The 18,986-nt window shown below is 71.1% G+C and carries 15 protein-coding genes; 8 read left to right on the plus strand and 7 right to left on the minus strand.

The window, feature by feature from the left end; all coding sequences use genetic code 11:
- The 5 genes from VFO68_RS33935 to VFO68_RS33955 form a co-directional block, all read right to left on the minus strand.
- On the minus strand, positions 1–3,796 hold a 3,796-nt coding region (locus tag VFO68_RS33935; RefSeq protein ID WP_325162535.1), incomplete at its 3' end, for a DUF6531 domain-containing protein.
- Positions 3,796–4,107, minus strand: coding sequence for a type VII secretion target (locus VFO68_RS33940; RefSeq protein WP_325162536.1), 312 nt, complete (start codon positions 4,105–4,107; stop codon positions 3,796–3,798). The genes VFO68_RS33940 and VFO68_RS33935, both read right to left, overlap by 1 nt.
- Positions 4,108–4,123: 16 nt before the next feature.
- Positions 4,124–4,672 (minus strand): YbaB/EbfC family nucleoid-associated protein, encoded by a 549-nt coding sequence (locus VFO68_RS33945; protein WP_325162537.1) that lies wholly within the window; start codon positions 4,670–4,672, stop codon positions 4,124–4,126.
- Positions 4,673–4,759: 87 nt separating this feature from the next.
- On the minus strand, positions 4,760–6,262 hold the full coding sequence (locus VFO68_RS33950) for a CoA-acylating methylmalonate-semialdehyde dehydrogenase (protein ID WP_325162538.1): 1,503 nt from the start codon (positions 6,260–6,262) through the stop codon (positions 4,760–4,762).
- Positions 6,262–7,560, minus strand: coding sequence for an aspartate aminotransferase family protein (locus tag VFO68_RS33955; protein ID WP_325162539.1), 1,299 nt, complete (start codon positions 7,558–7,560; stop codon positions 6,262–6,264). Before VFO68_RS33955 ends, VFO68_RS33950 begins: the two co-directional genes overlap by 1 nt.
- Positions 7,561–7,642: 82 nt before the next feature.
- On the opposite strand from VFO68_RS33955, the gene VFO68_RS33960 reads away from it, so the two are divergent.
- The 6 genes from VFO68_RS33960 (at position 7,643) to VFO68_RS33985 (ending at position 14,701) form a co-directional block, all read left to right on the plus strand.
- Complete coding sequence (locus VFO68_RS33960; protein WP_325162540.1) at positions 7,643–9,292, plus strand: PucR family transcriptional regulator; 1,650 nt, start codon at positions 7,643–7,645, stop codon at positions 9,290–9,292.
- Between the two features lie 76 nt (positions 9,293–9,368).
- Positions 9,369–9,767: an SSI family serine proteinase inhibitor gene (locus VFO68_RS33965; RefSeq protein WP_325162541.1), complete on the plus strand. Its 399-nt coding sequence runs from the start codon at positions 9,369–9,371 to the stop codon at positions 9,765–9,767.
- A 133-nt stretch (positions 9,768–9,900) separates the two neighbouring features.
- Entirely contained in the window at positions 9,901–11,442 is a 1,542-nt protein-coding gene (locus VFO68_RS33970; protein ID WP_325162542.1) for an NCS1 family nucleobase:cation symporter-1, read from the plus strand.
- Positions 11,443–11,457: 15 nt separating this feature from the next.
- Positions 11,458–12,300, plus strand: a complete 843-nt coding sequence (locus tag VFO68_RS33975) for a nitrilase-related carbon-nitrogen hydrolase (protein ID WP_325162543.1) — start codon at positions 11,458–11,460, stop codon at positions 12,298–12,300.
- A gap of 4 nt (positions 12,301–12,304) precedes the next feature.
- Positions 12,305–13,690 (plus strand): dihydropyrimidinase, encoded by a 1,386-nt coding sequence (hydA, locus tag VFO68_RS33980; RefSeq protein WP_325162544.1) that lies wholly within the window; start codon positions 12,305–12,307, stop codon positions 13,688–13,690.
- 12 nt (positions 13,691–13,702) lie between these two features.
- Positions 13,703–14,701 (plus strand): TIGR03842 family LLM class F420-dependent oxidoreductase, encoded by a 999-nt coding sequence (locus tag VFO68_RS33985; protein ID WP_325162545.1) that lies wholly within the window; start codon positions 13,703–13,705, stop codon positions 14,699–14,701.
- A gap of 4 nt (positions 14,702–14,705) precedes the next feature.
- Here VFO68_RS33985 and VFO68_RS33990 read toward each other — a convergent pair whose 3' ends face one another.
- Positions 14,706–15,566, minus strand: coding sequence for a PPK2 family polyphosphate kinase (locus VFO68_RS33990; protein ID WP_325162546.1), 861 nt, complete (start codon positions 15,564–15,566; stop codon positions 14,706–14,708).
- A 138-nt stretch (positions 15,567–15,704) separates the two neighbouring features.
- On the opposite strand from VFO68_RS33990, the gene rocD reads away from it, so the two are divergent.
- Positions 15,705–16,952 (plus strand): ornithine--oxo-acid transaminase, encoded by a 1,248-nt coding sequence (gene rocD / locus VFO68_RS33995; RefSeq protein WP_414635621.1) that lies wholly within the window; start codon positions 15,705–15,707, stop codon positions 16,950–16,952.
- Here rocD and VFO68_RS34000 read toward each other — a convergent pair whose 3' ends face one another.
- The gene (locus tag VFO68_RS34000) at positions 16,953–18,179 is read right to left on the minus strand and encodes a cytochrome P450 (RefSeq protein WP_325162547.1); all 1,227 of its coding nucleotides are present in this window, start codon (positions 18,177–18,179) and stop codon (positions 16,953–16,955) included.
- A 67-nt stretch (positions 18,180–18,246) separates the two neighbouring features.
- Between VFO68_RS34000 and VFO68_RS34005 the strand changes: the two genes are divergently transcribed.
- Entirely contained in the window at positions 18,247–18,861 is a 615-nt protein-coding gene (locus VFO68_RS34005) for a TetR/AcrR family transcriptional regulator (RefSeq protein WP_325162548.1), read from the plus strand.
- Positions 18,862–18,986 lie beyond the last annotated feature (125 nt).

Genomic DNA, 18,986 nt, shown 5'->3' on the forward strand with positions numbered 1-18,986 from the left:
CGGCCTGCGCGGCGATGGGGGCGCCCCAGACCGTGGTCTCCCGCCGCCAGGCCACCTCGCCGTTCGGGTCGACCAGTTCGGTCGGTGCGCCGGCCAGGTCGGTGATCAGCGCGTAGAACTGCTGGTCGATCCACTCCGGCGGGGCCTCCCGGACCCGGATCCGGTCGGTCTGGGCCAGCGGCCGCGGCTGCCCGGTCGCCCAGTTCCAGGTGCTGGTGTTGCCCCGGGAGTGGGTCTGCTCGACCAGCACGACGCCGTCCCAGCTGAAGTCGATCTGCTCGGCGACGCCGGTCTCCCCGAGCCGCTGCTTGGCGATCCGGCGGCCGAACGGGTCGTACAGGTAACGCCACCGCGCGCCGTCCGGTGTGACCACGCCGATCAGCCGGTCCTCGGCATTCCAGGTGTAGCGCCAGGTCATCGTCCGGCCGGACAGGGCGCGGCGCTGCCGCAGCACCAGCCGGCCCTGGGCGTCGTGCTGGTAGTGGATGTTGCCGGCCCGGCTGATCAGCGTGCCGGTGTACTCGCGACGGCCCTGCTCGTCCCCGCCGGAGGTGTCCGGCGGCAGCGGCCAGATCGCGGTGCTGACGTTGCCGGCCGGGTCGTAGGCGTATCGCTCGGTCCAGCCGCCGCCGTGCACCGCGGTGACCCGTCCGGCCGGGTCGAGCTCGAGCTCGCGGCTGCCGGCGAGGTCGTCGATGCCGGCCAGGTAGCCGTCCGGGCGGTACCGGTAGGAGCGGCGCTGCACCAGCCGGGCCCGCCGGGCATCCTGCGGCGCGTACAGGTCGGGGGCGGTGATCGCCAGGCTGGTCAGCCGGCCGGCCGGGTCCCAGTCCTGCGTCAGCACCGCCCGGCCGCCGAGGCTGCGCTGGATCTCGCGGCCGGCCCGGTCGTAGCCGAACCGCATGGTGTGCCCGCCGGTGTGCAGCGCGACCAGCAGGTCGTTGGCGTCGTACTCCCAGCGGGACCGCGCGCCGGAGGGGGTGGTCAGCCCGGTACGGCGGCCGGCGCGGTCGAAGGTCGAGACCACGGCGCGCCCGTTGACCGACTCGACCAGAACCCGGCCCATCGGATCGCGCTGGAAGATCACCTCGGCGTCCGGGTTGCTGGCGTGCACCAGCCGGCCGATCGCGTCGTAGCTGTACGTGGTGACCGCGCCGCCCACCCGCTTCTCGGTGACCTGGCCCATGGCGTCGCGCGTGTAGCGGACCGTCTCCCCCGCCCCGTTGGTGCGCCGGATGAGCTGGCCTGCCTGGTCGTAGCCGTAGCCGATCCGGCGCCGGTTGAAGTCGACCTCGGCGGTCAGCCGGCCGGCGGCGTCGTACTCGTAGCGCCACACCAGGCCCTGCGGGTTGGTCACCGACACCAGCCGGAGTTGGGTGTCGTAGCCGAACTCGTAGCGGGCGCCGTCCGGGCCGGTGCGCGCGGCCGGCGCCTCGAAGCCGGTGTACTCGGTGCGGGTGACCGAACCGGCCGCGTCCACGTGTTCGACCTGGTTGCCCTCGCCGTCGTAGCGCCATCGCTCGGTCGCGCCGTCGGGATGGGTGCGCGAGATCAGCCTGCCCTCCACCGTCCAGCCCAGCCGGGTCACCCCGCCCACCGGGTCGATCACCTGCGCGACCCGGCCGAACACGTCGCGGACGTAGCGCCGGGTCGCGCCCGTCGGGTCGGTGACGGCCACCGGCAGGCCCGCGGCGTTGGTGGTGATCCGCCGGGTGCGGCCGAGCGCGTCGGTGATCGTGGTGAGCCGGCCGTTGGCGGTGTAGGCGTAACGGGTGGTGGCTCCGGCCGGGTCGGTCTCGGTGAGCAGGTTGCCGCGCTCGTCGTACTCGCGCCGCCACACCGCGCCGTCCGGGTCGACGATGGTCAGCGGCAGCCGCAGCGGGTTGTAGGTCACCACGGTCCGGCTGCCGTCCGGGTGCGTGACGGTCGACTGCTGGTCGGTCTCGCCGGTGAAGCCCGCGTGGCTGTACCGGATCGTGCGGCCGAGCGGGTCGGTGCGGGACACCAGCCGGTCCTGGGCGTCCCACTCGGACAGGGTGGCGTGGCCGAGCGGGTCGACCTCGCGGATCACCTGGCGGGCCTCGTTGAAATGGAACCGGGTCTGCCGGCCGAGCGAGTCGGTGAAGATCGTGAACCGGTCCCGGTAGTCGAAGCCGCCGGCCAGCAGGCCGTCCGAGCCCTCGTTGCGGATGCACTGGCCGCGCAGGTTGTAGGCGTAGCCGTACCACTGCCCGGTGCGGTCCTCCCAGCGCACGATCCGGTCGCGCTCGTCGTAGTCGAACCGCAGCGGCCGGCCGGAGGAGTTGGTCACCTCGGTGAGCCGCCCGGCCTCGTCGTAGGCGTACCGCGACACGGCGACGTCGGCGCTGCCGGCCTGGCTGATCAGCCGCAGGCCGGTGATCCGGCCGGCCGCGGTGTCGACCCCGATCCGGTAGCCGCCCGAATGGCGCACCTCGGTGACCAGGTCCTCGCCGTCGCGGATGAACTCGACCCGGTTGCCGTTGCGGTCGCTCAGCACGGCCAGCGGCGCCGGGTCCGGACCCGAACCGGGGAAGGACAGCACCTGCCCGGACTCCGGTTTGGTGATCAGATGTCCGTCGCCGGTCGCCGACAGCGGCCACCGGGGGCCCTCCTCCGGCAGCACCGGATCGTCGCCTGCCGGCCGCGGGTAGACCAGGATCATGCCCTCGTCGGCGACGAAGACGACGCCCTGCTCGTCGAACTCCAGCCGCTGGTCCACCGTGGCCGACCAGGACCGGCCGAACGTGCGGCCGGCACGGTAGGTGGAGACGTGGGTGCGGGTGAGCACCAGCGGCAGCCCGGCGTCCAGTTCGACGTCGACCTGGTGCAGCACCATCTCCCCGGACGCCACGTCCACCGGGTCGTTGCGGCAGCGGCGGGCCCCGACCGGCGAGCGGGTGGTGTGCGGGTCGGCCGGCCGGGCGGTGTCCGTGCTGGCCAAGGGCTCCGTGCCGCCCGGGGTGGTGGTGTCCGGCGCCGCCGCGCTCGGCGTGGTGGCGTCGTCCGGTTCGGCCCGGCGGGACAGCGTGCGCAGCTTCGCGATGATCTCGTCGAGCTTGTCGACGATCCTGCCGAGCCGCGGCGCGACGTTGCCGATCGTCGTGACCAGGCTTCGCACCAGGCCGGCGATCCTGCTGACCACGGCGGAGATCGCCGCGGTCGCCCGGGCCACCGTCAGCGGTGTGGCCAGCCCGGCGGTCGCGGCCCCTTCCAGCGCCCCGGAGATCAGGCGGCCGACCAACTCCCCCACCAGGTGCCGGATCGACTCGCGGACGAACGCCACGACCTCACCCATGATCATGACCCCGGCGGAGACCCCGGCCGCCAGCGTGCCGGCGCCGCGCAGCGCGTCCGCCGCCGCGGCCCCATGGGCCCGGTAGGCATCGCCCGCGGCGCCGGTCCAGCCGGCCGTGCCGCCGCCGGACTGGGCCCCGTACTCCTTCGCCACCGCCGCGACCTCGGCCGACACCCGGGTCCAGGTCTCGGCGAACGAGCGGATCACCGGCGGGTCACCGGCGAACCAGTCCAGCGCCTCCTTCAGCGGCCGGACCTGTTCGATCAGCCAGGACACCCCGTAGCAGGCGAGCGTCCCCAACGGGTCGATCACCAGCGACAGCACCTCGAGCCCGGTGCCGAGCACCTCCAGCCCGGCCTCGACCCAGTCGCCGCCGGACACTCCCCGCGCCAGTTCGGCGCACGACTCGGCGAGCCCGGGCCCGGTCTGCGCGGTCGGTGTCTCAACCGGCCCGGCAACCAGCGGGTTGCCTTCCGGCACTACAGTCCGCCCTCCAGGCTGCGGTAGGTGGCGGCCCCAGTGGTTTCGGTGCTGGTGTAGCTCAGTGCGGTGTCGCGGACCTTGCGCGCGGTGTCGGACAGGGCATCGACGCCCTGCTGCAGGGTCCGCACCCCCAACTCCTCGAACGGTTGCAGCATCTGGGCGAACGGCTGGCAGACCACGCCGTACGCGTCGTTGTTCATGGTCACCTGCTGGGCGGCGTCCACGGCCGTGCGTAACCGGTCGGTCAACCCGTCCACCCGGCCGGCGTGAGCGTCCAGCTCACTGGTCAGAACCTCGTAGCCGTCCATGGCCTTGGCCTCTCAGTCAGCGGAAGATCGACTCGTCGCCGAAGTCCTCGTCGCCCCCGTCGGTGCGGGTCGAGCGCGGCGGCGGGGCGGGACGGGACGGCGGCGCCGGCTCCTCGTCCTCTTCGACGTGACCGATGTTCATCCGTTCCGCGCTCTTTCGTTCCGGGGCCCGCGGATCCGCATCATCCTGCCCGTCATCCTCCACCGACGGGAAGCTCTCTTCGGCTTTGGCCAGGATGTGTCGCGCCGCCGGATCGTCGGTACCGACGGTCTCAGCCAGAATCTCGGCCAGCCGCTCCGGATAGCGCGCCTGCGCCTTGCGTAACGCGGCCATGACGTTGCCCGCGATCTGCTCCGGCTCCATCGCCCGCACGCCGTCGGTCATCGTGATGTTGGTGGGCAAACCGTTCGGGCCGACCGTGACACTCACCGCGCCGTTGGCGACCGACTCGGTGATGGTGACCTGCTCAACCTGTTCGGCCATGCGCTGGAACCGGGCCGCCTTCTCGGTCGCATCCCGCTCCCAGTCATCGACCATCCGCATCGCATCGGCGACCGAGTCCATCCAACACCCCCGCAACGCTGTCCCGAGTCAGTGCAACTGCACAATACGGGGACGCTGGGGGATCGTTGCGGGTTCCCTCCGAGACGTTCAGTCGTTTCTGGGAAAACCCAGGTTGACGCCGCCGTGCGAGGGGTCGAGCCAGCGCCCGGTGACCACCTTGGTCCTGGTGAAGAAGTGGATCCCGTCCGGACCGTAGGCGTGCGTGTCGCCGAACAGCGAGTCCTTCCACCCGCCGAAGGAGTAGTAGCCGACCGGCACCGGGATCGGCACGTTGACGCCAACCATCCCGACCTCGATCTCGTTCTGGTAGCGCCGGGCCGCCCCACCGTCGTTGGTGAAGATCGCCGTGCCGTTCCCGTAGGGGTTGGCGTTGACCAGTTCGAGCGCGGCCTCGTAGCTGGGCACCCGGACCACCGAGAGCACCGGGCCGAAGATCTCGTCGGCGTAGAGGGACATCTCCGGCCGGACATGGTCGAACAGGGTGGGGCCGAGCCAGAACCCGTCGGCCGCGCCGTCGATCTCGTGGCCCCGGCCGTCCACGGCGAGCGTGGCCCCGGCCGACACCCCGGCGTCCACATAGGACTCGACCCGGTCCCGGTGCGCGCGGGTGACCAGTGGGCCCATCTCGCAGCCGGACCGGCGGCCGTCGCCGACGCGCAGTCCGGAGATCCGCTCGCCGATCTTGGCGACCAGCTCGTCGCCGACCTCGCCCACCGCGACGACCACGGAGATCGCCATGCACCGCTCCCCGGCCGAGCCGAAGCCCGCCGACACCGCGGCGTCGGCGGCCAGGTCCAGGTCGGCATCCGGCAGCACCACCATGTGGTTCTTGGCGCCGCCCAGCGCCTGCACCCGCTTGCCGTTGGCGGTCCCGGTCTCGTAGACGTAGCGGGCGACCGGCGTGGAGCCGACGAACGAGATCCCGCGCACCGCCGGGTGGTGCAGCAGCCCGTCCACCGCGACCTTGTCGCCGTGCAGCACGTTGAGCACGCCGTCCGGCAGGCCCGCCTCGGCCCACAGCTCGGCGAGGTAGTTCGCCGCCGACGGGTCCTTCTCCGACGGCTTGAGCACCACGGTGTTGCCGCAGGCGATGGCGTTGGGCATGAACCACAGCGGCACCATCGCCGGGAAGTTGAACGGGGAGATCACGCCGACCACGCCGAGCGGCTGGCGGATCGAGTACACGTCCACCTTGCGCGAGACGTTCTCGCTGAACCCGCCCTTGAGCAGGTGCGGGACGCCGCAGGCGAACTCGACCGCCTCCAGCGCCCGCTGGATCTCGCCGCCGGCATCGTCGAGCACCTTGCCGTGCTCGGCGGTGACGATCTCCGCGAGCTCCCGCTTGCGCGCGTTGAGCAGCTCCCGGAAGGCGAACAGCACGTTGGTCCGGGTGGCCAGCGAGGAGTGCCGCCAGCTGGCGAAGGCCCGCGCCGCCGCCGCCACCGCTTCGTCCACTTCGGACTGCGCGGCGAAGTCCACCCGGCCGGCGCGCTCGCCGGTGGCCGGGTCGAACACGTCGCCGGCCCGTTCGGCCACTCCGGCCCAGGGCTTGCCGTCGATCCAGTGGCTGATCCGTTTGGGGTCCGCCATTACCGGCCCTTTCCCGCTGCTTCGAGCGCTCCGGCGAGGGCCTCGAGTGCCTCGTCCACCTCGTCCTCGGTCACGGTCATCGGCGGTGCGAGCCGGATGACGTTGTTGTGCAGACCGCCCTTGCCGACCAGCAGGCCCCGCGCCCGAGCCTCCTCGAGCACCGCGGTGGCGATCGGCACGCTCGGCGTGGTGCCGCCCGGTTCGACCAGTTCGATGCCGATCATCAGGCCCTTGCCCCGGACGTCGCCGATCGCGGGGTTGCGCTCCGCCATCGCCCGCAGCCCGCGCAGCAGCCGGTCGCCCTGGGTGGCCGCGTTGGCCTGCAGGTCGTGGTCGAACACGTAGTCCAGCACGGCGCGGGCGCCCACGGTGGCCACCGGGTTGCCGCCGAAGGTGGAGATGGAGTTCGCGCCGAGGCTGTCCATCACCTCGCCCCTGGCCACCACGCCGCCGATGGCCAGGCCGTTGCCGAGGCCCTTGGCGAAGGTCATCATGTCCGGCACCACACCGTGCGCGCCGATGCCCCAGAAGTGCTCGCCGGTGCGGCCCCAGCCGGTCTGCACCTCGTCGGAGATGAACAGGATCCCGTGCTCGGCGAGCACCTCGGCGAACGCGCCGAACAACCCGTCCGGCGGCACGCAGAACCCGCCGACGCCCTGGATCGGCTCGGCGATCAGGCAGGCCACGTCACCCGAGGTGGTGGTCTGGATGATCTCGCGGAGGTCGTCGGTGCACGCCCGGATGTAGTCCACATCGGACAGTGCGGCGAACGGGCTGCGATACCGGTAGCCGCCGTGCACGTAGCTGACCTTCACCGGGGACAGCGAACTGGCCGACCAGCCGCGGTTTCCGGTCACGCCGACGGTGGCGAACGCCCGGCCGTGGTAGGAGTTGCGCAGGGCCAGCACCTGGTTGCTGCGCCGGTACTGGGTGGCCAGCATCAGCGCCGTCTCATTGGCCTCGGTGCCGGAGTTGGTGAAGAACACCTTGGCGTCCGGGATTCCGGACAGCTCCGCGATCCGCTCGGCCAGTTCGACCTGGCTGCGGATCAGGTACAGCGTCGAGGTGTGCATGATCCCGGTGTCGAGTTGCTTGCGCACCGCGTCGCCGATCTCCGCGACGTCGTAACCGATCGCGTTGGTCAGGATGCCGGCGAAGAAGTCGAGGTAGGTCTTGCCGTGCGAGTCGGTGACCCGGCGGCCGTGGCCGTGCACGATCTCGATCGGATCGGCGTAGTACAGCGCCATCCAGTTCGGCAGGACGGCACGGTGCCGGTCGACCAACGCTCGTTCAGACATACGCCGAGTGTGGCGGTGGGCCGGTACGCCCGCCAATGGACAACATGTATCGGCGTCCGGGTACGCGCCTTACAGTGTGCGCGTGTATCCCACCGTGTCCGACGCCCTGGCGCTGCCGGCGATCCGGCAGGGCCGGCCCAGGGTGGTGGCCGGGGCGGACGGGCTGCGCCGCCGGGTGCGCTGGGTGCACGTGGCCGAGATCGCCGACATCGCGCATCTGCTGCGCGGCGGCGAGCTGGTGCTGACCACCGGCATCGCGTTGCCGGACGATCCGGCGGCGCTGACCCGGTACGTGGACGAACTCGCCGAGACCGGGGTGGCGGGACTGGTGGTGGAGCTGGTCCGGCACTGGAGCGAGGCGCTGCCGGACGCGCTGGTCGCCGCCGCGGAGCGGCACGGCATGCCGCTGGTGACGCTGTCCAGGGAGACCCGGTTCGTGGCGGTGACCGAGGCGGTCGTCGGGTTGATCGTGGACGCACAGGTGGCCGAGCTGCGCGCCGCCGAGCAGGTGCACGAGACGTTCACCGCGCTCACCGTCGCCGGGGCGGAGCCGGCCGAGGTGCTGCGCGAGGTGGCCCGCGCGTCCGGGCTGCCGGTGGTGCTGGAGACGCTCGCCCGCGACGTGCTCGCCTACGACACCGCCGGGATCGACCCGGGTGAGCTGCTCGCCGACTGGGCCCGGCGGTCCCGGGCGGTCACGGTCACCGAGCGCACCAGCTACCACGCCGAGGCCGGCTGGCTGGTGACCGTGGTCGGCGCGCGCGGCAACGACTGGGGCCGGCTGGTGCTGCTCTGCCCGGATCCGCCGCAGCACCGCCAGTTCGTGATCGTGGAGCGGGCGGCCTCGGCGCTGGCGGTGCATCGGCTGGTGGCCCGGGACCGGGAGAGCCTGGAACGGCACGCGCACCGCACGCTGCTCACCGAGCTGCTGGCCTCCCCCACCCCGCCGGCCGACCTGACCGCGCGGACCACCGCACTCGGGGTGCCGCTCGAGCGCCGGCAGCTGCTCGGCATGTCGGTGCGGCCGAGCACGACGGTGCCGACCCGGGCGGGCGGCTCGCCGCACTCGATGGCCACCCAGGAGGTGCTGCGCGATCTCGCCGAGGCCACGGCGTTGGCCGCCCGGCGGGCGCGGGTGGCCGCGCTGGTCGGCGTGGTCGACGACATCAGCGTGCGGGCGCTGCTGTCGCTGACCCCGCAGGCCGACGCGGACGGCGTGCTGCGCCGGCTCACCAAGGAGATCCACCAGGCCGCGGCCGGTTCCCCCCGGGCGCTGCCGGTGGTGGTCGCCGTCGGCAGCACCGTCGGCACCCTGACCGAGGCCCGGCGCAGCCTGATCGAGGCCGCCCAGGTGGCCCAGGCGGCCCTGCGGTCCGGCGCGGCCCCGGCCGGACGCGCCTACCACCGCCTGGACGACGTCCGGCTGCGCGGCCTGCTGCACCTGCTCGCCGAGGACGACCGGGTCGCCGCGTTCGCCGATCGCGAGCTGGGGCCGTTGCTCGCCCGGGACGCCAGCCACGGCAGCCGGCTGGTGGACACCCTGCGGCACTACTGCGCGCACGGCGGCAACAAGTCCGCCGCCGCGGCCGCCGCGCACATGTCCCGCACCGCGTACTACCAGCAGCTCGCCCGGATCGAGCAGGTGCTCGGCGTGTCGATCGACGATCCCGAGTCGGTGCTCTCCCTGCACGTCGCCCTGCTCGCGCTGAGCGTCCGCTCCAACCAGCCCTGAACCCGCCCGCGAATGCGGAGCGTGCTCACCGATTCGGGGACCAGATCCACCCGGACGGGTGCCGATAACCGTGGGTATGCCTCAATTGATCAACCTCATCCTGGGCATCCTGCTGTGCACCGCTCCGACGCCCGCACCGCAGCCGCCCGCGCCGCACACCGCCCTGGTGCTCAACCTGCGCGACGCCACCGAACCGAACCGGCCGCTGCTCGACACCGTGACCCTGCGCTGCGATCCGCCCGGCGGAACGCACCCCGACGCCGCCTGGGCGTGCGCCAAGCTCCGGGAGGTGAACGGCGACCTGGCCCGGCTGCGGCCGCTTGGCGGGCCCTGCACGTTCATCTACCAGCCGGTCATCGTCGAGGTGCACGGCACCTGGCGCGGTCATCCGGTCCAGTTCCTGGCCACCTACGAGAACCGCTGCGTCGCCCGGGACCGCAGCGCGGGCGTCTTCCGGTTCGCCGAGCACTCGTAACAGCGCCGCGCAACGGACAGAGTGTTCACTGAGTGGATCAACGGTGAACACAGTGGCACTGCCCTGCGCGACCCGCGCCACACACGATGCCGGGATGGAACTCCAGCCGCACGCCTCCGCCCCGGAGTAGGCGATGACGACCATCCCGCAGACCATCACCCACGACGACGGACGCGTCGAGCTGTCCGAGACCGCGCCCGTCGCGGACAGCCCGTACTACAACGACGAGCTCGCGCCGGTCCCCACCGAGAAGCGCACCTGGACCACCTACAACTACACCGCGTTGTGGGTCGGCATGGCGCACAACGTGCCCAGCTACGGGCTGGCCGCCGGCCTCATCGCGCTGGGCATGGACTGGCTGCAGGCGCTGATCACGATCACCCTGGCGAACCTGCTGGTGCTGATCCCGATGCTGCTCAACAGCCATGCCGGCACCAAGTACGGCATCCCGTTCCCGGTGTTCGCCCGGGCGTTCTACGGCATCCGCGGCGCCAACGTCCCGGCCCTGCTGCGGGCCTTCATCGCGTGCGGCTGGTTCGGCATCCAGACCTGGATCGGCGGCCTCGGCGTCTACGTGATCGCCGGCAAGCTGTTCGGCGACTGGTGGGCCAACGCTCCGGTGCTGGCCGGCAAGCCGTGGACCCTGTGGGCGTCCTTCGCGCTGTTCTGGGCGATCCAGATGGCGATCATGTGGCGCGGCATGGACACCCTGCGCCGGTTCGAGAACTGGGCCGCCCCGCTGGTGATCGTGGTCGCGATCGCCTTGCTGATCTGGATCCTGGTCGAGGCCGGCGGGCTGGGCCCGATCCTGTCCCAGCCGTCCAAGGTGGGCTGGGGCGCCGACTGGTGGGCGCTGTTCTTCCCGTCGCTGATGGCGATGATCGCGTTCTGGTCCACGCTGTCGCTGAACATGCCCGACTTCACCCGGTTCGGTAAGGGCCAGCGCGAGCAGATGCTCGGCCAGACGCTGGGCCTGCCCACCACGATGTCGTTCTTCGCGATCCTGTCCATCCTGATCACCTCCGGCACCGTGGTGATCTACGGCGAGGCGATCTGGGACCCGATCACGCTGGCCAACAAGTTCGAGAACCCGCTGATCGTGGCCATCGCGTTGTTCACCGTGCTGATCGCGACGATCTCGGTGAACATCGCGGCCAACGTGGTCAGCCCGTCCTACGACTTCTCCAACGCCGCACCCCGGCTGATCAGCCGGCGGGCCGGCGCGATGATCACCGGCGTGCTCGGCATCCTGATGGTGCCGTGGTACCTGTTCGAGAACCCCGACCTCTACATCTTCACCTGGCTGCAGACCTACGGCGGTCTGCTCGGCGCCGTGGCCGGTGTGCTGATCGGCGGGTACTGGCTGGTGAACAAGACCAAGCTGGACCTGGTCGACCTGTACCGGCCAGAGGGTCGCTACTGGTTCAGCGCCGGGTGGAACTGGCGCGGGCTGGTGGCCACCGCGGTGGGCATCCTGCTCGCGGTCGGCGGCGCCTACACCGCCGAGGGCAGCTCCGGCCCGTTCCCGCCGGACGGCCTGATCCCGATCCTCAAGCCGCTCTACGACTACAGCTGGGTGGTCGGCCTCGTGGCAAGCTTGCTGACATTCGTGGTGCTGTCCCGGCCGTCGACCCGCAGCGAGCCCGCGACCACCCCCGAACCGGCAACCGCATAAGAGGAGATGTTCAGCGTGTCAGAGATCGTCAGGGCCGGTCTGGTTCAGCAGCGGTGGACCGGTGACAAGGAGTCGATGATCGCGAACGCGGTCGCCGCGATCGGCACCGCGGCTTCCCAGGGCGCCCAGGTGGTGTGCCTGCAGGAGTTGTTCTACGGGCCCTACTTCTGCCAGGTGCAGGACGCCGACTACTACTCCTACACCGAACAGATCCCGGACGGGCCGACCACGCAGCTCATGTGCGAGCTCGCCGACCAGCACGGCGTCGTGCTGGTGGTGCCGATGTACGAGCAGGAGCAGCCGGGCGTCTACTACAACACCGCCGCGGTGATCGACGCCGACGGCACCTACCTCGGCAAGCACCGCAAGAACCACATCCCGCAGGTGAAGGGCTTCTGGGAGAAGTTCTACTTCCGGCCCGGCAACCTCGGCTACCCGGTGTTCGACACCGCGGTCGGTCGGATCGGCGTCTACATCTGCTACGAGCGGCACTTCCCGGAGGGCTGGCGGGCGCTGGGCCTGGCCGGCGCCCGGATCGTGTTCAACCCGTCGGCCACCAGCCGTGGGCTCTCGGAGTACCTGTGGCGGCTGGAGCAGCCGGCCGCCGCGGTCGCCAACGAGTACTACGTCGGCACGATCAACCGGGTCGGCGTGGAACCGTTGGGCGAGAACGATTTCTACGGCCAGTCCTACTTCGTCGACCCGCGCGGCCAGTTGGTCGGCGAGGCGGCGTCGGACACCGAGGAGGAGGTCGTGGTCCGCGACCTCGACATGGGCCGGCTGGCCGAGGTCCGGGACCTGTGGGCGTTCTACCGGGATCGCCGCCCGGACACCTACGACTCGCTCACGAAGGCCTGAGGCGATGCGCACCCTGATCCGCAACGGAACGGTCGTCAACGCCACCGGCGCGGTGGCGGCCGACGTCCTGGTGGACGGCGAGACGATCACCGCGGTCACGGCCCCCGGAGTCTTCGACACCGCGGACCGCGTCATCGACGCCGCCGGGAAGTACGTGCTGCCCGGCGGCATCGATGCCCACACGCACATGGAGATGCCGTTCGGCGGCACGTTCTCCGCCGACACCTTCGCCACCGGCACCACCGCGGCGGCCTGGGGCGGCACCACGACGATCATCGATTTCGCGGTGCAGGCAAAGGGAACGTCGCTGCTGGCGACGATGGACAAGTGGCACGAGAAGGCCGACGGGCACTGCGCCGTCGACTACGGCTTCCACATGATCATCTCCGACGTCAACGACACCTCGTTGAAGGAGATGGAGTCCTGCATCGACGCCGGCGTGAACAGCTTCAAGATGTTCATGGCCTACCCCGGCGTCTTCTACGCCACCGACGGCGAGATCCTGCTGGCGATGCAGAAGGCCACCGAGACCGGCTCGATGATCATGATGCACGCCGAGAACGGCATCGCCATCGACCAACTCGTCGCCCAGGCGATCGCCGCCGGCCGCACCGACCCGGTGGAGCACGGCCTCACCCGGCCGCCGGAGCTGGAGGGCGAGGCCACGCACCGGGCCATCCAACTGGCCAAGGTGACCAAGGCTCCGCTCTACATCGTGCACCTGTCCTCCCGGCACGCCCTGGCCGCCGTTGCCGAGGCCCGCAACACCGGGCAGAACGTGTTCGCCGAGACCTGCCCGCAGTACCTGTTCCTGTCCCTGGACGACCTGGCCCGGCCGGACTTCGAGGGCTCGAAGTACGTGGCGTCGCCGCCGCTTCGGCCCAAGGACCACCAGGCCGACCTGTGGCGCGGGCTGCGCACCAACGACCTGTCGGTGGTGTCCACCGACCACTGCCCGTTCTGCTTCGTGGACCAGAAGGAGTTGGGGCGCGGGGACTTCTCCAAGATCCCCAACGGGATGCCCGGGGTCGAGCACCGGATGGACCTGCTGCACCAGGGCGTGGTGCGGGGTGAGATCACGCTGGCGCGCTGGGTGGAGATCAGCTCGACCACCCCGGCCCGGATGTTCGGCCTCTACCCGCGCAAGGGCGTGATCGCCCCGGGCGCCGACGCCGACATCGTGGTGTACGACCCGGCCGCCACCCAGACGCTGTCCGCGGCCACGCACCACATGAACGTCGACTACTCCGCCTACGAGGGCTGGGAGCTGACCGGCAAGGTGGACACCGTGCTCTCGCGCGGCGCCGTGGTGATCGCCGACGGCGCGTTCCACGGCCGGGAGGGCCACGGGCGTTTCCTGAAGCGCGAACTGTCCCAGTACCTGGTGTGAGGAGCGTCCACCATGGATTTCGGCGTTGTGCTGCAGACCGACCCACCGGCCCGTGAGGTCGTCCGGCTGCTGCGGGAGGCGGAGGGCCGAGGCTTTCGCTACGGCTGGACGTTCGACTCCTGCGTGCTCTGGCAGGAACCGTTCGTGATCTACTCGCAGATCCTGGCGCAGACCTCGAACATGATCGTCGGCCCGATGGTGACCAACCCGAGCACCCGGGACTGGTCGGTCACGGCCTCGCTGTTCGCCACGCTCAACGACATGTTCGGCAACCGCACGGTGTGCGGGATCGGGCGGGGCGACTCGGCCCGCCGGGTGATCGGCCAGCAGCCCGCGTCGCTGGCGGTGCTGGCCGACTCGATGCACGTGATCCGGGAGCTCGCCGAGGGCCGGGAGGCCATGCTGCACGGCGCGGCGGTGCGGATCCCGTGGGTGCGGGACGGCCGGCTGGAGATCTGGATGGCCGCCTACGGCCCGAAGGCGCTCAAGCTGGTCGGCGAGCAGGCGGACGGGTTCATCCTGCAGACGGCGGACCCGGCCATCGCGCGCTGGACGATCGAGTCGGTGCGTGAGGCGGCCCGCGCGGTCGGCCGCGACCCGGGGGGCATCACGATGTGTGTGGCCGCGCCCGCCTACGTCGGCGACGACCTGGCGCACCAGCGCGACCAGCTGCGCTGGTTCGGCGGCATGGTCGGCAACCACGTGGCCGACCTGGTGGCCCGGTACGGCGAGTCCGGCTCGGTGCCGCGCGAGCTGACCGACTACATCAAGGGCCGGGAGGGCTACGACTACGCCCACCACGGCAAGGCCGGCAACCCGTCCACCGACTTCGTCCCGGACGAGATCGTGGACCGGTTCTGCCTGCTCGGCCCGGCCGCCGCGCACGTCGACCGGCTGGCCGAGCTCGCCGACCTGGGCGTCGACCAGTTCGCCGTCTACCTGATGCACGACGCCCGGGAGGAGACCCTGGCCGCCTACGGCGACGAGATCATCTCGAAGTTCACCCGCTGAAGAATTAGTTCAGCGGGTCGTTGCCGACCAGCCGGGCCAGTTCCTCGTCGGCGTCGAAGTCGGCCGCCGGCGGCTGCAGGCGCATGGCTTCGAGGGTCTCCAGGAGCAGGTGGCCGACCGCCCAGTTGCGGTACCACTTGCGGTCGGCCGGCACCACGTACCACGGCGCGACCGAGGTCGAGCAGCGGCGCAGGGTTTCCACGTAGGCCTTCTGGTAGGCGGACCACTGGGCCCGGACGTCGAGGTCCCCCGGGTTGTACTTCCAGTGCTTGGTCGGGTCCTTCAACCGCGCGACCAGCCGCTCACGCTGCGTCTGAGGAGAGATGTGCAGGAAACACTTGACCAGCGTGATGCCCTGCTCCGCCAGCTCCGCCTCGAACGCGTTGATCTCCTCGTAGCGCGCGTCCAGCGCCTCCGCCGACAGCAGGCCGTTCACCTGCGGAACCAGCACATCCTCATAGTGCGAGCGGTCGAACACGCCGATGTACCCCGGCTCGGGCAACACGCGACGGATCCGCCACAGAAAGTGATGACGCAGCTCGGCCTTGGAGGGCTTCTTGAACGAGGCGATGTGCAGGCCCTGCGGGTTCACGTGGGAACAGACGTGCTTGATGGTGCCGCCCTTGCCGGAGGTGTCCATACCCTGAAGCACCACCAGGACGCTGCGCTTACCGCCCGTCACACCTTCCGCGTACAGCAACTCCTGCAGCTCGCCCAGCCGGGGACCGGAGGTGGCCACTTCCGCCACGGCCGCCGCCTTCGACGTCGGCCCTACCGGCTTGTCATCGGGCAGCACCGGAATGCCCCTGGTCAGCTTGGCCGGTACCCTCAGCGCGTCCCGGACCGACGGCCGCTTTTTCGCCATCGGCCGATCATAACCGCCGCCCCACCGCCCGCATCCTGCAATGATTCGTGCCCCTGACCGCCAAACGGCGCAACGAAGCGCCGCAATACGCAATGCCCGACGGCTGAAACCTCCGTTGATGTTCCCTAACCTGGTGATATGACGATGACGGCGGATCACCTCAGGCCCGACGCCACGGACGCCTCGCGTTCCACGGCCGGGTTCATCGAGCTCGACGAGCGGTGGAGCACGCACAACTACCACCCGCTGCCGGTCGTCATCGCCGAGGCCGAGGGCGCCTGGGTGACCGATGTGGCCGGCAAGCGCTACCTGGACTTCCTGGCCGGATACTCGGCGCTGAACTTCGGCCACCGGCATCCGGACCTGGTCGCCGCCACGATCGAGCAGCTCGGCCGGGTCACGCTGACCAGCCGCGCCTTCCACCACGACCAGCTCGGGCCGTACTGCCGAGAGCTCGCCGCCCTGACCGGCACCGAGATGGTGCTGCCGATGAACTCCGGCGCCGAGGCGGTGGAGTCCGCGCTCAAGGTGGCCCGCAAGTGGGCCTACCGGGTCAAGGGGGTGCCGGACGGCGCCGCCGAGATCGTGGTCGCCGGGTCCAACTTCCACGGCCGGACCACCACCATCGTCTCGTTCTCCACCGACCCGGTCGCGCGCAACGACTTCGGCCCCTTCACCCCGGGCTTCGTCGTGGTCAAGTACGGCGACGCCGAGGCGCTGGAGGCCGTGATCACCGACCGCACCGCCGCCGTGCTGGTCGAGCCGATCCAGGGCGAGGCCGGCGTGGTGGTGCCACCGGCCGGCTACCTGCGGGACGTGCGCCGGATCTGCGACGAGAACGGCGTGCTGATGATCGCCGACGAGATCCAGTCCGGCCTGGCCCGCACCGGGACGCTGTTCGCGCTCGACCACGAGGGCGTCCGGGCCGACCTCTACACCCTGGGCAAGGCGCTCGGCGGCGGCATCATGCCGGTGTCCGCCGTGGTCGGCAGCAGCGCCGTGCTCGGGGTGCTGCGGCCCGGCGAGCACGGCTCCACCTTCGGCGGCAACCCGCTGGCCTGCGCCGTCGGCCGCGCGGTCATCCGACTGCTGGCCACCGGCGAGTACCAGGAGCGGTCCCGCGTCCTGGGCGAGTACCTGCACGCGCGGCTCGGCGAGCTGGTCGGGCGCGGCGTGGCCGAGGTCCGCGGCCGCGGGCTGTGGGCCGGGGTGGAGCTCGCCCCGGGTGGCCCCAGCGCCCGGGCGGTCAGCGAGTCGCTGATGCGCGCCGGCGTGCTGTGCAAGGAGACGCACGACACCACGTTGCGGGTCGCTCCCCCGCTGGTGATCACCCGGGAGGAGCTCGATCACGGGATCGACGCGATCACCACGGCGATCCGCGCATGATCACCCCGTCGCGATGGGCAGCGTCTTCGGGCCGCGAAGATTGGCCCGGCCGTTCCATTCCACCGCCCCGTCGAATGCCAGGTTCGGGAACCGGCGGACCAGCCGCCCGATCGCTACCCGGCCTTCCAGCCGAGCCAGCGCCGCTCCCAGGCAGTGATGCGGACCCGCGCCGAACGACACGTGGTGACGGGCCTGCGCCCGGTCCAGCCGCAGCGCTTCGGCGTCCGGGCCGAAAAACGCCTCGTCCCGGTTCGCTGAGGCCAGGCCGGCGATCACGAACGCGCCCGCCGGGATCACCTTTCCGCCGAGCGTGAACGGCTCGGTGGTGATCCGCCGGCTCTGCTGCACCGGGCTGTCGTAGCGCAGGAACTCCTCGATCGCGTTCGCCGTCAGGTCCGGTTCGGCGCGCAGCCGGGCGAGCTGGTCGGGGTTGCGCAACAGCGCGACCACCCCGTTGGCGATCAGGTTCACCGTGGTCTCGTGGCCGGCCACGTACAGCAGCACGACCTGGGCGATGAGCTCGTCGTCACTGAGCACCTGTCCCTCGTGCTCGGCGGCGATCAGCGCGGTCAGCAGGTCATCGGCGGGGTTCGAGCGCTTCCAGGCGATCAGCTCCCTGGTCAGCTCGGCGAGCTCCCGGCTGGCGCGGGTGATCGCCCGCATGGTCTCCTCGTCGGCCACCACCTCCAGCGAGCGGACCAGGGTGCCGGACAGCTCCCGGATCCGGTTGTGGTCGGTGGGCGGCATGCCGAGCATCCGGGAGATCACCGTGAACGGCAGCGGGAAGGCCAGCGCTTCCACCAGGTCGACCCGGCCGGCCGCGCCGATGCGGTCCAGCGACTCGTCGACCAGTGCGACGATCTCCGGTTCCAGGCCGGCGATGGCGCGCCCGGTGAAGACCTTGGTGACCAGGGAACGCAGCCGGGTGTGGTCCGGCGGGTCCCGGTCGAGCATCGAGTAGTTGAGGATGCTGCGGTCGTCGAAGTCGGCCAGCTGCTCGTACTGGTCCTTGATCGGACCGCCGGCGAGGTGGCGCTCCTCCACCGACAGCCCGGACTTCAGCAGTTCGGACACCTCGCGGTGGGTGGACACCACCCAGAACCCGAACGGGTGCTCGTGCACCGGTTCGGCCGCGCGCAGGCGGCGGTACACCGGGTACGGGTCGTCGGTGAACCCCGGCTCGAACGGGTTGAACAGCAGGTCTTCCGGTCTGATGGTGTCGGTCATGGTGATCCTCCCCGATGCACCTACTCAGCGTCGGTAACATACGCTGTGTATGTCTTATACTCCGCGCGTGTCCCAAGTCAAGAGCCGGCGTGAGCAGTACTCGGCGGCAACCCGGGCGGCCCTGCTGGACGCGGCCACCCGGCGGTTCGCCGAGCGCGGGTTCACCGGCACCGCGCTGGAGGACGTCGCCGCCGACATCCAGGCCACCCGCGGCGCCGTCTACCACCACTTCGCCAACAAGACCGCCCTGTTCGAGGCGGTGTTCGAGGAGTTGGAGAGTGCGGCGGTGGCGGAGTGCGCGGCGGCCGCCCGGGCGGCCGGCGACGACCCGTGGCAGGCCGCGATCGCCGCGCTGGCGGCGTTCCTGGACATCTGCTGCGACCCGGTCTACGGCCGGGTGGTCTGGCAGGAGGCGCCGCTCGCGCTCGGCTGGCACCGCTGGCGGGAGTGCGAGGAGAAGTTCGCCTACGGCCTGATCGAGCAGCTGCTCAGCGCCATGATGACCGGCGGGGTGATCGACGACCTGCCGCTGGAGACCACCACCCGGATCACCTTCGCCCTGCTGATGGCCGCCGGCCTGGCCCTGAGCGACGCCCCGGAAGAGGACAAGGAGGCGGTCAAGGCGGAGTACTCCCTGGTGATCAGCCGCCTGATCACCGGCCTCAGCACCCCCACCCCCTAACCCCCGCGAGTCGCCCCTTCCAGCCCGGCGAGTCGCCCCTTCCAGCCCGGCGAGTCGCCCCTTCCAGCCCGGCGAGTCGCCCCTTCCAGCCCCGCGAGTCGCCCCTTCCAGCCCCGCGAGTCGCC

Origin of the sequence: Actinophytocola sp. (assembly GCF_035712165.1) — a bacterium.
Lineage (GTDB): Bacteria > Actinomycetota > Actinomycetes > Mycobacteriales > Pseudonocardiaceae > DASYTH01.

Excerpts from the sequence above, each read along its gene's own strand:
- VFO68_RS33940 (WP_325162536.1), bottom strand. The coding sequence starts at position 4,107 with ATGGACGGCTACGAGGTTCTGACCAGTGAGCTGGACGCTCACGCCGGC.
- VFO68_RS33945 (WP_325162537.1), bottom strand. The coding sequence starts at position 4,672 with ATGGACTCGGTCGCCGATGCGATGCGGATGGTCGATGACTGGGAGCGG.
- VFO68_RS33950 (WP_325162538.1), bottom strand. The coding sequence starts at position 6,262 with ATGGCGGACCCCAAACGGATCAGCCACTGGATCGACGGCAAGCCCTGG.
- VFO68_RS33955 (WP_325162539.1), bottom strand. The coding sequence starts at position 7,560 with ATGTCTGAACGAGCGTTGGTCGACCGGCACCGTGCCGTCCTGCCGAAC.
- VFO68_RS33965 (WP_325162541.1), top strand. The coding sequence starts at position 9,369 with ATGCCTCAATTGATCAACCTCATCCTGGGCATCCTGCTGTGCACCGCT.
- VFO68_RS33970 (WP_325162542.1), top strand. The coding sequence starts at position 9,901 with ATGACGACCATCCCGCAGACCATCACCCACGACGACGGACGCGTCGAG.
- hydA (WP_325162544.1), top strand. The coding sequence starts at position 12,305 with ATGCGCACCCTGATCCGCAACGGAACGGTCGTCAACGCCACCGGCGCG.
- VFO68_RS33985 (WP_325162545.1), top strand. The coding sequence starts at position 13,703 with ATGGATTTCGGCGTTGTGCTGCAGACCGACCCACCGGCCCGTGAGGTC.
- VFO68_RS33990 (WP_325162546.1), bottom strand. The coding sequence starts at position 15,566 with ATGGCGAAAAAGCGGCCGTCGGTCCGGGACGCGCTGAGGGTACCGGCC.
- rocD (WP_414635621.1), top strand. The coding sequence starts at position 15,705 with ATGACGATGACGGCGGATCACCTCAGGCCCGACGCCACGGACGCCTCG.
- VFO68_RS34000 (WP_325162547.1), bottom strand. The coding sequence starts at position 18,179 with ATGACCGACACCATCAGACCGGAAGACCTGCTGTTCAACCCGTTCGAG.